Below are 14,202 nucleotides of genomic sequence, written 5' to 3'. Positions count from 1 at the left end.
TTACCACCCACACTGTTGTCGTAATGGGATAAGAGCGCTATCTAAGTCAGTTGCGTCAAACTGCAATCCGTCAACTAATGATGAGTTAGAACGCAGCGTCAACCGTGGACTTTTAAGCATCGCTTTCATCATTGAAATTGCAGGTAGTCCTCGTGCAGATGAGAACAACACTCCAATATCATCACTGCGCCAATACTGTTTAGGTCCAGACGCGACTGACATCTCGAGTCGTGCTGCTTCCAGTGCTATGGGAAGCGCAAGTTCAATGCGACTTATCTTATTTATGCAACTCATCATCAGTACAGGGGAAGGTGACTCATATGTTTGAGGCATTGATAAGGTTAACCAAGCATCACCATTATGTCTCTCATTAACGTTAATTGGTTGAGCTTTTAGCGCACTGGTGAACGCAGTACGCCAAGCTTGTGGTTTGTCGCTATTCATAGAGTGAGTAGTTTGTTGTACCTGTGTGCCCATCGCTTGATCAAAACAACGTAATCGCTCTAATCGCTTACTGACGGTTGTGCACTGTTGAGCGAGAGCAAGTTGCGATGGTGTTGAATCGTTGGCAATTACCAAGGGGCTAAATAGCCAACCATTTAGCCAGAGTGTTAGGAGGTAAATAGAGACTTTTTTCATGTTTTTATCTCCAATTTTTGACATTTATAGGCGAGTGTGCGTTTAGGGATCCCTAAACTTTTCGCAGCTTTAGTCCGATCTCCGGAGAATGTTTCCAGTCGCTTACAAATAAGCTGCTTTTCATATTCATTCATTGCTTGTTTTAAATTATTGATAGTCGAGATGTTCTCATGAACCAGTGTGGTTGATGGCTCGCTGATAAGAGTTGGCTGGGCGCAGTGATGCATTGCTGGATCATGTAGGTCAACATTCATGCCCGTTATACGATGAGTGAGACAGTCCTCACCCACTTCCGATGCATTAAGGCATTGAGCACAGCCAAATTCCACCAAAGACTTTAACTCACGAACATTACCTGGGAAGGAGTATTGTTTTAAACAATCCAAAGCGCGATAGTGCAAACCGCGAATGTTAGTCCCGTGTTGTTGATTGAATTGATGAACAAAGTGCTGGCTTAACGGCGCAATATCCTCAAGGCGTTCAGACAAGAGTGGTAGAGTCAGCGGGTACTGGAGGAGGCGGTAATACAAATCCTGACGAAATTGTTTATTACGAACTTGTGCCAGTAAGTTGACGTGTGTTGCTGAGACTAGGCGAAACTCAGAGCTTAGCTCTTCTTTGGCACCAATAGGTCGAAACTGCTTTGTTTCGAGAACGCGCAGGAGTTTGGCTTGTAGCGAAATCGGCATATCGCCAATCTCATCAAGGAAGAGTGTCCCCCCATCGGCTTGAGCAATCAGACCTTTGTGATTCGATTCTGCGCCAGAAAATGCGCCCTTGCAGTAACCAAAGAGCTCGCTTTCAAGTAGGCTTTCTGGAATGGCTGCACAGTTAATAGCAACTAATGGTTTCTCATTGCCACTAGAAATACGGTGAATGGCTTGTGCTACCAATTCTTTGCCTGTGCCAGTATCGCCTTGTATCATGATCGATAGTTGAGATTCAGCGGCACTGACAATTTGTTGGCGAAGCCTTTGCATTACATTACTTTCGCCAACTAATGATTGAGACAATTTGTCGGCTATATTACGTAGTTTGGTATCGCGTTGCATTTCATTGAGTGATTCAGATAGCACGTTCTTATCATGCTGCTTACGATCCATCTCTTCTAGCAGTTGCCATTGTTTGGTGAACACATTAACGAACTTGATGCAATTTTGGCTTAAAAAAACTTGGGTGAGCGCATTGTGATCGCCTAACATATACAACACCATCGCCACTTGTTTGGAATGCATCGGTAATGGATGAATACTTACGCTTTCAAACATCCCCACATCAGATACAAGCTCAGTAAAATCGCGGTCCGATTGCCAAAATAAGAGATCATCCGAAGAGAGAGTCATTGGCACTGCATTTTGCAAGACATGAGAAAATGGGTTGCTGAGATCATCAACGCCCCATGAAACGTTAATCTTCTTCTCATGCGGGATGAGGCGACGCCCCTCAGAGTTTAGTGTTAATATCATGCAGTTCGACAAGCTTAACTCTTCGATAATAATATCGACAAATCGAGCGATTAGTTCACTCTTACTTTTAATGCCAATAAGCTCAGTGACTTGCGCTAACCAGTTAGAACGCACTATTCAACCTCACCGATAAACTGGCCATTTTCTGCTGCAAGATAGATGCGCGCCACAGATTGCTGCTCAGAAAGTTTATTCAATAAAGCCAGAGAAATTGGCGGCAGTAATTGACCTTCAATAATCGCTTCTAACATACGAGCGCCATTTTCTGCGCGAGTCGCACGCGATAAAATTTCATCAATCAATGAATCTTCAATGACGACTTCTGCCGCGTAGCGCTCATTAAAGAGTATCTCTAAGCGCGATAGCTTATAACGGACGATGGACTCAAGTACTTCCTTGTTTAATGGCTTATACGGAACGATCTCCATCCTTGCTAATAACGCTGGTTTGAAGAAAGCGGCCAACTCGGGATAGAGCGCATCATCTAGCTGATCTACTTTATCTGTGTAATCGACGATTGTCTGAAAGCCTAAGTTCGAGGTCAGGAAAAATACGATGTTCTGACAGTCGATGATTCGCCCTTCGCCATCGGCAAGTTCACCTTTATCAAAGGCTTGATAGAAAAGATTTAGAACCTCTGGATGTGCTTTTTCAACCTCATCAAGCAACACCACTGAATAAGGCATTTTACGAATCGCCTCTGTTAATATACCGCCTTCTCCATAGCCAACATAACCTGGAGGAGAGCCGATTAAACGTGAAACGGTATGCTTCTCTTGATACTCTGACATGTTGATCGTACTTAGGAACTGCTTACCTCCATACAAGTGCTCAGCCAATTGAACCACTGTTTCGGTTTTTCCGACACCACTCGGGCCAACGAGCAAGAAAGCCCCTTTTGGCCTACCTGGGCGGCGTAAGTCGGCACGTGCTGTTAGAAGGTGGCGATGGATACGCTCAATCGCAATACCTTGCCCCTTAATTGATTCACCCAATATGCTCGTTAGGTGGGTGATTTTATGTAATTCGTCATTGTTCATTTGGTCAACGGGGACACCGGTCCAATCAGCGATTACCTCGGCAATTTGCTGTGTGTCGACTTGTGGATGGATAAGGCGTTCAGTGTGTGGGATCGCTTCGAGTTGTTGATATTTATGGCGGATCGCTGCCACAATATCTTCGCGTTGTTTGATTGGTATTAGTACGGGTTGTTCGCTTGCAAGCGAGGCTCGAAGCTCTATAATTTCTTCAACCCATTCTTTTTGTTGTTGCCATTTAGAAGTCAATTGAACACGCTCTTGCTCATCTTCAGCTTCTTGAACTTTAAGCACTTCTAAACGCTCATGGTCAACATTTTTACCAAGCAACTGAGCACGCTCTAACATATCGATTTCGAGTTGACGTTGATGACACGCTGTCTCAATTAAGGCTATACGTTTTGGGGGCGAGGTCAAATTGATCGCAATACGAGCACAGGCCGTGTCGAGTACGTCGATCGCCTTGTCAGGTAGTTGTCTGCCAGAGAGGTAACGTACTGACAATTCAGCCGCCGCTTTCAACGCATCATCGGTGATTAAAACATTGTGAGTCTTTTCATAGACAGGGTTCAATCCTCGCAAAATATCGATCGCTTGCTCGACACTTGGCTCATTGAGTTTGACCACTTGAAAACGACGTGTTAATGCAGGATCTTTCTCAAAGTACTTTTTGTATTCTTTCCACGTTGTTGCGGCGATAGTGCTTAATTCACCTCGAGCCAGAGCAGGTTTAAGCAAGTTTGCCGCATCCCCGTTTCCTTCTTGGTTCCCTGCTCCAATTAAGGTGTGCGCTTCATCAATAAACAAGATGATTGGCTTCGGTGAGTGCTTAATTGCATCAATAACACCTTTTAATCGTTTTTCGAATTCACCTTTTACGGACGCACCAGCTTGCAGTAACCCTAAATCGAGTGAGTAAAGCTCAACCCCTTGAAGTTGTAATGGTACGGTACCAGCAACCACACGCAGAGCTAATCCTTCAATCATCGCGCTTTTGCCAACCCCTGCATCACCGACGACGATCGGGTTGTTTTTGCGGCGACGACACAAGATATCAATCATAAGGTTGATTTCGTTCTCACGGCATAACACTGGGTCGAGTTCTTTTTGGCGAGCTTGCTCGGTCACGTTGTTGCAAAATTTAGCTAAGATGGAAACATCATTATCTTCTCGTGTTAGTGCTTTATCCCCCCGTTCTGTTTGTTCAACTTGTGTTTCTGATGAGCCTGCGACAATCATGTCAAAATGTTTTTTTAAGCTTTCGCGATTAATCCTGTCGAGAGCGCACCCCAATTTTTGATCCATGTAACGATCGGAGCGAGTTAGTGCTGCGAATAGAATAACCCCAGAGCGTAGCTCAGTTTGATCCCATTCTGTCGTCGAGAGTAGCCATGCTTCTTGAAGTAGTTCGACTAATAACGGTGAGAATGCTGGGTAGCTATCAAGCCCTTGTTCACGAGTAAAACCGGTTACAATCGTTTGTTTAACTTCATCGACAGGGATGTTGAATTGCTTAAAGATGGTACGCACATCAGAAAGTGGATTGTCTAACAAGACACTAAGGTAGTGTTCAAAAGTAATTTCACTATGCAAGCGTTCAATACAAACAGACGCTGCTTGCTCAAGGGCAAGTTTGCTCTGTTGGTTTAATTTAGCAATAAGAGTGGGCAGTTCAATACGTATCACGGTAAACACCTAGCTTAATGATTATAAAATTTGATTAAGTTGTTCGATTACGTCATTAGTTTTGACGTGGAGTAAGTAGCTGTAACCGAGAAACACGCCAACCCACAGCACAATAAAGCTGGCAAATATCGACCACAACGGGATCTGTTTACTCAATGTGAACTGCGAATGAGCGACATGCTCAATGACTTTTGTGAGGTGAGTGTCGTTTTTTTCATGGTCTTTGTTGAGTAATTTGTACAATTGATTGATAATTTTTTCACGATCAAGTGTCCCTGACTCAATCACTCGGTATTTGCCTTCAAAGCCAAGTACCAAACATTGATATATGAATTCAAGCAACGGTTTGTAATGTTCAGGGTCGCCTTCAATACGCTTAAGAATGGTAAATACCTTTTCACCTCCCCAAGTTTCATTGTGAAAACGCGATAACATGGAGTGTTCAGCCCACATTGTTGACGCCCCCCATGATGTCCCCATGATAGATTCATCCAAAAAAGCGCACAAAATATAGCGGTATGCCATTAACAGCGCGTGCTCATAACCTAGTTCCGTGAGCTCGAGTTCTATGGTCTTAATCTCTTCAATAGTTTGTTTGTAGATCGCTTCTATGTTGTCACACTCTGTTAACTGACGAGCGCGTAAGGCCAAACCAAGTAACGGGGTCGCCGCATCAATTAATGGGTTATGTAAATTACCACGCAGTTGAAACCAGTGATCTTGGTCATGATTGATTCTTTCTACATCATCAAAAAGTAACTGACTGTATTGACCTGTTTTTTTAACTGTATTCATGGTTAATTCCTGATGGCCCAAAATTGAAGGTCGAGATCTTCAAATGCTGCTGCGATGTGGAAAGCGAAACCACTCGAGTGCTGAAGCGTATTCCACGCATTGCTGGTTTTATCCAGTTGGTAATACGTATAGCCAGCGTGATAAGGCAGCTGACGTGGGGCGACTGGCAGTGCAATTAAGGGGATACCAGGCAGTTGTACAGAAATAAGCTCACGGATTTTCTCAACTGACGATACTTTAGTTTGTTGAGTAAATAGGCGACGCAACTCGTCCATTGGCATGCGCGCTTTGACTGCAATAATAAATTCAGCACTTTCTATAAGTTGTGGGTCTTGGACTGGTGCTACCATCAAGCCGTATTTACGTTTATCTAGCTGGATAGACACGGCTTTGGGTTCCAGTACCACACTGAGATATTGACGGATATTTCGAAGCAAAGGCTTGAAGGATCTTGTCGGTTTATCATGGTTATAGCTGGTTATTGTTGGAGGTAAACGACTTTCATCAGCAAAGGTTGCCAATTCTCCGGCCACCGTTGATAGGCATTCAAAGAGGCGCTCAGGGTGGAGGCTACGTAGCTCAGCTAAATGTTGCATCTGTGGTTGTAAACGGTTTAATGCTTGCAGCAACATAAAATCAGATACATCAGCGACCCCTCCTTGAGAAGGAGAGCTAATACGTTGAGCAATGTTCTTTGCACGTTCATGCATCAAGCCTGCAATTTCACTCACACAACGGTGCAGAGCGAAATGACCGACAACATTGTGATGACACGGTATAAAATCGGGCTCCATGACTACGCTCCCGTCAGGGCGCTTTTCTAAAATACGGGCCACAGCCATCGAGGCATATGCACTACGATCTTCTTTCTCTAACATTAATTGAATACGCATCGGTGATACATCAATAGTGCTCATATCACCTTGAACAGTATGCACATCACGAACTTCAAGACGACGGCTTTCGTAGCGTCCTGTTCCACGCGTTTCTGGCCAGTTCACCTCCATTAACGATTCGCTGCGTAACGGGATTGCTAGATACACTAATTGGTTAGCAAGCGACGCATCGTTGATCTCCAGTGCATCAGGCAAAATATCTTCTTGAGGAATACGAAACGCAGTGCCGTCAGGCATAATGCCAACAGCCCGTTCAATGGCTATACGACCGAAAGAGAGGTATTCAGGGTTTAATGAAAACTCGGACAGACCATACAAATAACGACTAACAGAGCTCATACGCTCATCAATATAATATTCAGTGTATCTTTGCTGTTGTTGGAAGTGCTGCGGCTTAATGAATAAGCCTTCATTCCAAATAACACGATTGCGTGAAAACATCTTGTTTATTCCACCTTATCCAACGTAACGTCATATTCATCGAGAAGTATCAAAAGGTGATACTCCCTGCCTTTGTTCTGTACTTTGATTGCTTTTTTCCATTCACTAAGCTCAATGTCAGAAAAGTGTGCCATGATGCCGATGTAGTTCGTTTCCGTATTGATTTCTATTGGATTAACGAATTTAAATTGCCCTGGCATTAAGACGTAGTCATAGTTTTTGACAAAATTACTTTTCAGAGCCTTCTTATCATCCGTTTTTAACTGGTCATAACTTGATGACATAAACATCGAATCATCCACCAGTTCAAACACTTGTATTTCCACAGGGGATGCCTGTCCCCCAATATTTGGGTTGACCTCATCACGCGCGACAATACTGAATGTCACTTTGGTGGGTAATAACGTTGGATCGTATCGTTCAGGCTCACTACTACACGCACTAAGGAGTAAAGTCAGAAAGCTCATCCATAACCGATGTCTCACGATTAAAACTCCCGTTGCTTCTCGCGAATTTTTTTGTCATATGATTGTTCGAAAACCTCCCAAAACAACTTTTCAAAGCCCTTTTGACGGTGTGAGGTCAGCTCTTGGTAATAGTTGCAGTACATCTTCCATGCCCAAGCATCAGTATCTTGAACTTTTTCTTGGTGAGAGCGTTTGTAGTTCTGGAAACGACGCTGCAGAACTTGTGGTGAGAAGGCATCTAGGATCTGGTTTAACGCCTCACCCGTTGCGTGTTGCATCGCTTCATTATGCGCCTGTACATTACGTAAGCTTTCAGCAATGGCTGAAGGTGCCGATAAATGTACCGAGCTCTTCTCTACGTCGTATAAAGTTTTAATTGTCTCTTGGTAAGACAGACCTAGGCGTAATGGGTTATCTTCAATGGGTTGTAAGTTACGGTTTAAAGTATCAAAATGACCACTGTAGGCCTGTTGATGTAAATCGAGTAACCCTTTGATGCACGCTTGTAATGATTCTCCCATCTCGTGAGAGAGCATATGCATTCGTTCAATATCATCTGTTTGGTCGACTTGTACACCTAAACCATTGAGCATAGGACCCGTTAAGAGGTGCCCCCCTGTCGTGGCTTGGTTACTGTTTGCACGTTGTTCTGGTTGAATACTTTTTGCTACTTCTTCCTCTAGCAAATCTAAAGTTTGCTCGTCCATCTGGAGGCCCCCTGAAACGTTGTCGTGAGTTATTTGTTGTCGTTTAAGCTGTTTATCTTGTTTTATATTGGGTTGTTGTGCTGGTTTTTTGTTTGACTTTATTACTTTTTTGCCAAAGTTTAGAATGCGTTTCAGCGACATTGATGAACTCATTTCATTTTCACTGTCGGTTTGAACAGTAGACTTAGGTGTCTGTAGTGTTAAATCGCCACCCGGAACAATAGAGTATTTCTCACCCTCTTTATTCATAGCGGCAGGCTCACTAACTAGTAATGATTCTTTTTCATTATCGAGTATCAATTCATCAAGAGCAGCTAACGGCTCTGTGCTCATTTCACTCTCTTGCTCATCTTTTAGTTCGTCGTTGTGTATGTTATCGGCAAGCAGATCTGGGGATATATGCGCAAATAATTGAGTCAATGACCCTGTGGTATTGTCTTCATCATCACCGAACACCACTCGCAAATCATAAGGACCGATATGGATGTGGTCTTTATGGACGAGTTTAACCATTCCCCCTTTACCAACGGGCATGTCGGTTCCATTGATAAATGTGTCGCCACTTAAATCTCGAAGACAAAAAGCACCATCAATCACCAAGACTTCACAGTGCTCGCTTTTAATTTGGTCATAGGCGTCTTTAAGAAGCCATTGACAATGTGAGCCTGAGCCGATGATACCTCCGGAGGTATCCCACTTTTTCGTCGCAGAAAGGCCCGATTCCAATCGCTGTGCGTTACTGACCAACAGGGTTAAATTCGGTAGAGCCGAAGTATTCATTGTTATGGCCTTACTTGTATTAATACACGTTTGTTTTGTGAGTTGTTGCCAAGGAAAGACGTCCAACCGAGCGCGACCCCGGGTTGTTCGCCCAATATGACATTAAGCGCTTCGGTGTCAGTCATCGTTAGTTCTAAGTCGTATGCTATTTGCTCACGTAAAATAAATTCAACCAACTTACACAGTGGTTCAAACTCTTGACCTGATGGTAAAAAATCAGAATATTTTTTTTGTGATAATTGGCGAATACAAATCGTAAATTTCCCGTTGCAGTCAATAACTGATTCTCCCACTATGCTGGTCATCCCTAGTTGTGCATTCGCTTTGCCCAAGGTGGTTTGTTGGGTAGGGTCAATCAACACTTTGCGCCTTGTCCATTGGCGAATTTCGACGTCATCCAAATCAAAACAGTGGGCGATGATCCCAGAGACGACTTGCGGAGAGCGACTTCGTCCTGCCAAGGTGCCAGAATAAGCCAACATTTTGCACCAGTTGATGGGTGTATCACCGCGTAAATCGGGAGAGCCGAGGCCAACCAATGACAACAGTTGAGTGGAAAAGTCATCTTGTGCATCCGGTTGAAAACGCACAAAGTAGCGATACTTGCGCCAAATTCGGTACACCAGATTAATTAATCGATTATTAAAAAAATCGAAAAATGGTTGTTTAAAGCCCCCCGGAGCTTCATTAAGTAATTGCTCAACGACAAATCCCGGTAGTGGTGACTGCGCACCTGATACACCAAAAAAATTCGTCAACATCACTAGGCGCTCATCATGTTTGTCGAGGCGACTGACATCAGACGTCGAAAAACCGAGACTGGTATTGCCACTAAAAACGAGTTGGCACTGGCGCTCCCAATCATCATCTTCTGGATTTAATTCGAACAACTTTAGCAACAACTCAACAAGCTGATAGAAGTTATAGTCATAAACGTTTTGCGGCAACATGGAAGCCTCAACGGTTTGACCCAACTTATTTGCTAAATGAGTGGTTGCATCCCGGTCTGAGTGCTCCATGTATACCTCTCTTGATTCGTCGTGTTGAACACATGAAGTTCATGAAATGAGTTAATACTTGCGTATAAAGCAAAGAAATGACTCAATACTGTACCAAATAGGTATAAGTCACCTTCTGAGCCAAAACCTGATTGGTCGATGTGCAAGGTAGATTGCAACCCTCTGACTGGAAGTCCATGTAGAATTTTATCAATTGGCTTGGATTCAATTTTTTGTATCGCATCAAGTCGTTGCCTCGATATTCGTTCGGCTTGGCGATCGACCAGAGCTCGAAAGTCGTAAGCACGCAGCACACTGCTGAGTGCATCTTTCGATAGCAGTGACAAGTAATTGAGTGACAAGTTGGAAATCAACGTCCACAACAGACTTCCATCTAACACTGGGCGTAGCGATTGTGAGGGTATCGATAGGTTGGAAAAGGTGGCGAACGGGGGAGATGTATCGGTAGGCTCACAAATATCACCAACGCCAAGTTCAAGTGGCAACAAACGGTTAGTACAACTGAGCTTAATTGAAATGGCTTCATCTACATCGAATGAGACCGTCTCATCACTGCGGATGAACGAAATAAAAGAATCAAAGCCATCATCACGAATGCTTTCTCTAACTCGAGAACGATAGTAAAGAGCCTTACGATTACGCGCTCTTTCAACTTCGTGCTGAAAGCTTTCAAATGATGAGTAGACACGCTTAGTGCCCCGAACTCGTTTACCTTCATTTGTTGAAGCTTGCCATCCCGTTACCGACTCAATTTTGAACACTTCATAATGAGAGGGGTAACGACTCGACGGAGTAATACGATATTCAGATTGGCGACCAGACAGCGCGATAGGGTCCGCATCGTGCTCAAATAAATTGATGATCGGTGTGCAATACAACTGGAAGTTATCTTTCTGAACTCGAACATCGGCTGGTAGTGTCTTTGAAAAATGCAATTGTATTGAAAGCTCCCCAGCGACATTTTTCGGAATTACCCTATCAAGACCGGCCAAATCAAAAAAGTGAAACGCTTCAGGGAAGGACAAGTATTCCTGTAAAACACGATACCCTGCATAAACGTTGGTTGGGTAAGGGAGTAGAGCGTCACCACTGTCAAAACCAACGGTTTTAAAACAGCCTTTATTAAGTGGAAATTGAGTGCTATTAACGTCAACAGTCACCTTGTCTAGATAGTGATTGAGCCACAAATAAATCATCTGCGAACTGTATTTATCCCCACCAAGATAAAAGCGAAGACTATCAAGCCCCGTATTGCCTACCGTTGTGTCACCTAGCATTTTAAGGCAAAGGTTTATCGTTGTCGCTTCGCGAGTATGTTGCGCTTTTACATCCGTGCAGATTAACGGGTAAAGGTCAACATTGCGGCAAGTACTAAAGTGGCATTTTGTACCAAAAATCGACTTACTATCGACTTGCGTTCCTTTATTTATTATCTGTTTTTCACTCACACTTTTATTTGGCGTAAAAGCCAAAATCGTCATACTTGGGATTGGCCTTAGGTAATTGGGCCAGAGCATATTGATCATAGAGTGTGTGAGCTCAGGGAATTCATCCTCGACTTTTTCTCGTAAGCGTGCGGTTAGAAATGCAAAACCCTCAAGTAGTCTTTCAACGTCAGGGTCCATTGTTCTACCGTGCAAGAAACGTGAGAGTTGTGGGTGAATCTCGGTAAATTCACGCCCTTGCTCTTTGAGAAATGCGAGCTCTTCTCTGAAATACTTGTCTTGAATCATAATCCCTAAATTACTCGATATTGTCTGTTCTGATCTAAAAGTAAGCGGATGTAAACCTGATCGTGAATGGCATCACTATTTATTTGTGCTGTGATGCGAAACTGCAGCGAGAATGGACTGAGATTGTCCGTTTCAGCAATCACTTTGATATCCTTGAGTCTCGGCTCAAAATGGCGTAAACAGTCTTGAATTGATAACTTGATCTTTAGCGATAAATCTAAGGTGTCTAGCGTGGCATCGTTGAAATCAATTAGCCCTAAGCTCGGAGCGCTTTGTGAGCCACCTGTGCGTGAGTTTAAGATATTCGAAATATTGCCTTTAATTGAGTTGAGGACATCTTTGAATTCTGGACCTTGAGTTAAAGACACATTCTTGGTGTTAGCTTCTAAGCGCTCAAAGAAGCCAACACCAAATGTACTTTCTTCTGGAGCGAAGTACGTCATAAATAATTAAGCCTGATCTAAGCGACCAACCAGTGATAATTCAAAGTTTGCCCCCATGTATTTGAAGTGAGGGCGGACAGAAAGAGCAACTTGATACCAACCGGGGTTACCTTCAACGTCAGCCACTTCAACCTTTGCTGCTCGCAATGGACGACGACTTCGAACATCAGCCGGTGGATTCTCTTGGTCAGCAACAAATTGCTTGATCCAAGTATTCAACTCACGCTCTAAATCTTGACGTTCTTTCCATGAGCCAATTTGTTCGCGTTGCAGTACTTTAATGTAGTGAGCTAAACGGTTAATGATCATCATGTAAGGAAGTTGAGTTGCCAATTTGTAATTAGTCTCTGCTTCTTTCCCTTCTTTGGTGTTCGGGAAAATCTTCGGTTTTTGGATGGAGTTCGCAGAGAAGAATGCAGCATTATCGCTTCCTTTTCGCATGGTTAAAGCGATAAAGCCTTCTTCTGCTAATTCAAACTCTTTACGGTCAGTGACAAGTACTTCTGTTGGGATTTTTGCTTGTAACGCGCCCATTGATTCGAAGACATGAACAGGGAGATCTTCTACTGCGCCACCACTTTGAGGGCCGATGATGTTTGGGCACCAACGGTACTTAGCAAAGCTATCCGTCAAACGAGTTGCGAATGCGAAAGCCGTATTACCCCAAAGGTAATGGTCATGGGAACTCGCGACATTCTCGGTGTAGTTAAATGATTTAATTGGACTTTCTGTTGGGTCGTAAGGTACACGTAATAGGAAGCGTGGAGCCGTCAAACCAAGGTAACGGGCATCTTCGGACTCTCGAAGTGAACGCCATTTAGTGTATTTAGGGCTTTCAAAAATGGATTTCACGTCTTTAATGTTGGGCAGCTCTTCAAAAGAATCAATACTGAAAAACTCTGGGCCAACACTTGAGATAAAGGGCGCATGAGCCATCGCACCAAGTGAAGCCATATACTGTAATAGCTTCAAGTCAGGTGTTGATGGTGTAAAGCTAAAGTTACCCACGATAGCACCGGTTGGCTCACCACCAAATTGGCCGTAACCTGACGAGTAAACATGTTTATATAGACCTGATTGCGTTGTTTCTGGCGCAAATTCAAAATCTTCGAGTAGCTCTTCTTTGGTTACGTGAAGAAGATCAATTTTATTGTTCTCATCAAAATCGGTGCGGTCAACCAATAGCTTTAGTCCACGCCATGACGACTCCATTTCTTGGAATTTTTCATCATGGAGAATCTCGTCCATTTGAGCGCTGATTTTCTTATCTAGCTCCACTAACATTTGATCGACGAGAGATTTATTCACAGCTTCATCTGTTTGTTGTGAGCCGATGAGGTTCTCAATAAACGCAGCGACGCCTTTTTTGGCAATGTCATAGCCTTCTTCATTGGGCGCAATTTTCGTTTGTGCCATGATTTCATCGAGTAAGCCGCCTTCAGCTAGCTGAGGTCTTTCTTGTACCGTTTCTGTCGACATCAGGTATTTCCTAATCCATTAAATGCAAATGTTGTTTGTTAATCTGAGATTCTATTTTGGCTCTTCACTAACAAGACTAAGCTCTTGAAGTAATTTGTCGCGAGACTCTTGAGAGTGCAGTAGATCTTGTAAACGTTCACGAAACGCCGGGATATTCCCTAAAGGCCCTTTCAGGGCAACAAGTGCTTCACGTAATTCAATTAATTTATTGAGTTCAGGGATTTGGTTAGCAATAGAGTCTGGTGTGAAGTCAGCAAGAGATTTAAAGTTCAGTTCTACTGGAAGCTCAGTATCTTTATCATCGTTTAACTTGTTTGAAACAGAAGTAATCAGACTAAGTTCACTTTCTCGCATCACTGATTCAAAATTGTTTTTGTCAACTGAAACAGTACTGCGTTCATCAAGGGGCGTATCTTCGGTGTAGCCTTTAAAGTCACCTACGACTAAGGTTTTTAGCGGCAATTCAACTTCAGCTTGGGCATCGCCCGTAGCTGGAATATATTTAATATTGATCCGTTCTTTTGGTGCAACGCTTCCTTCTTTGGACATGTAAAAATCTCACTGTGTTAAATAGACTGATTATTGACCGCTTTATAAATCAACTTGCGTACCAT

The 14,202-nt window shown here is 43.4% G+C and carries 12 protein-coding genes; all 12 read right to left on the bottom strand.

The genetic code is table 11. From position 1 onward, the window contains the following. The 12 genes from vasI to tssB are packed head-to-tail and all read right to left on the bottom strand — an operon-like array spanning nucleotide 1 to nucleotide 14,137. Nucleotides 1-639 (bottom strand): type VI secretion system-associated protein VasI, encoded by a 639-nt coding sequence (gene vasI / locus QF117_RS10770; RefSeq protein WP_282388934.1) that lies wholly within the window; start codon nucleotides 637-639, stop codon nucleotides 1-3. After that, nucleotides 636-2,222: a sigma-54 dependent transcriptional regulator gene (locus QF117_RS10765; RefSeq protein ID WP_282389459.1), complete on the bottom strand. Its 1,587-nt coding sequence runs from the start codon at nucleotides 2,220-2,222 to the stop codon at nucleotides 636-638. Before QF117_RS10765 ends, vasI begins: the two co-directional genes overlap by 4 nt. Then, nucleotides 2,219-4,828 (bottom strand): type VI secretion system ATPase TssH, encoded by a 2,610-nt coding sequence (gene tssH, locus QF117_RS10760; RefSeq protein ID WP_282388933.1) that lies wholly within the window; start codon nucleotides 4,826-4,828, stop codon nucleotides 2,219-2,221. Before tssH ends, QF117_RS10765 begins: the two co-directional genes overlap by 4 nt. A 21-nt stretch (nucleotides 4,829-4,849) precedes the next feature. Then, nucleotides 4,850-5,623 carry a type IVB secretion system protein IcmH/DotU gene (icmH, locus tag QF117_RS10755; RefSeq protein ID WP_282388930.1) on the bottom strand — a complete coding sequence of 258 codons (774 nt, stop codon included), beginning with the start codon at nucleotides 5,621-5,623 and terminating at the stop codon, nucleotides 4,850-4,852. 2 nt (nucleotides 5,624-5,625) lie between these two features. After that, the gene (tssK, locus tag QF117_RS10750) at nucleotides 5,626-6,960 is read right to left on the bottom strand and encodes a type VI secretion system baseplate subunit TssK (RefSeq protein ID WP_282388929.1); all 1,335 of its coding nucleotides are present in this window, start codon (nucleotides 6,958-6,960) and stop codon (nucleotides 5,626-5,628) included. A gap of 5 nt (nucleotides 6,961-6,965) precedes the next feature. Further along, nucleotides 6,966-7,445 carry a type VI secretion system lipoprotein TssJ gene (tssJ, locus tag QF117_RS10745; RefSeq protein ID WP_282388928.1) on the bottom strand — a complete coding sequence of 160 codons (480 nt, stop codon included), beginning with the start codon at nucleotides 7,443-7,445 and terminating at the stop codon, nucleotides 6,966-6,968. Between the two features lie 2 nt (nucleotides 7,446-7,447). Beyond that, a complete protein-coding gene (tagH, locus tag QF117_RS10740; protein ID WP_282388926.1) occupies nucleotides 7,448-8,914 on the bottom strand; it encodes a type VI secretion system-associated FHA domain protein TagH in 1,467 nt (488 codons plus the stop codon). 2 nt (nucleotides 8,915-8,916) lie between these two features. After that, complete coding sequence (gene tssG, locus QF117_RS10735) at nucleotides 8,917-9,933, bottom strand: type VI secretion system baseplate subunit TssG (RefSeq protein WP_282388924.1); 1,017 nt, start codon at nucleotides 9,931-9,933, stop codon at nucleotides 8,917-8,919. Further along, nucleotides 9,897-11,666 (bottom strand): type VI secretion system baseplate subunit TssF, encoded by a 1,770-nt coding sequence (tssF, locus tag QF117_RS10730; RefSeq protein ID WP_282388922.1) that lies wholly within the window; start codon nucleotides 11,664-11,666, stop codon nucleotides 9,897-9,899. Before tssF ends, tssG begins: the two co-directional genes overlap by 37 nt. 5 nt (nucleotides 11,667-11,671) lie before the next feature. Further along, nucleotides 11,672-12,109 (bottom strand): type VI secretion system baseplate subunit TssE, encoded by a 438-nt coding sequence (gene tssE, locus QF117_RS10725; RefSeq protein WP_282388921.1) that lies wholly within the window; start codon nucleotides 12,107-12,109, stop codon nucleotides 11,672-11,674. Nucleotides 12,110-12,115: 6 nt separating this feature from the next. Continuing rightward, a complete protein-coding gene (tssC, locus tag QF117_RS10720) occupies nucleotides 12,116-13,591 on the bottom strand; it encodes a type VI secretion system contractile sheath large subunit (RefSeq protein WP_282389458.1) in 1,476 nt (491 codons plus the stop codon). Nucleotides 13,592-13,639: 48 nt separating this feature from the next. Then, nucleotides 13,640-14,137, bottom strand: a complete 498-nt coding sequence (tssB, locus tag QF117_RS10715; protein ID WP_282388920.1) for a type VI secretion system contractile sheath small subunit — start codon at nucleotides 14,135-14,137, stop codon at nucleotides 13,640-13,642. Nucleotides 14,138-14,202 lie beyond the last annotated feature (65 nt).

This window comes from Vibrio sp. YMD68 (genome assembly GCF_029958905.1).
Taxonomy (GTDB): Bacteria; Pseudomonadota; Gammaproteobacteria; order Enterobacterales; family Vibrionaceae; genus Vibrio.
Note: the sequence above shows the minus strand (reverse complement) of the source record. Positions and strands in the feature narration are given on the sequence as shown.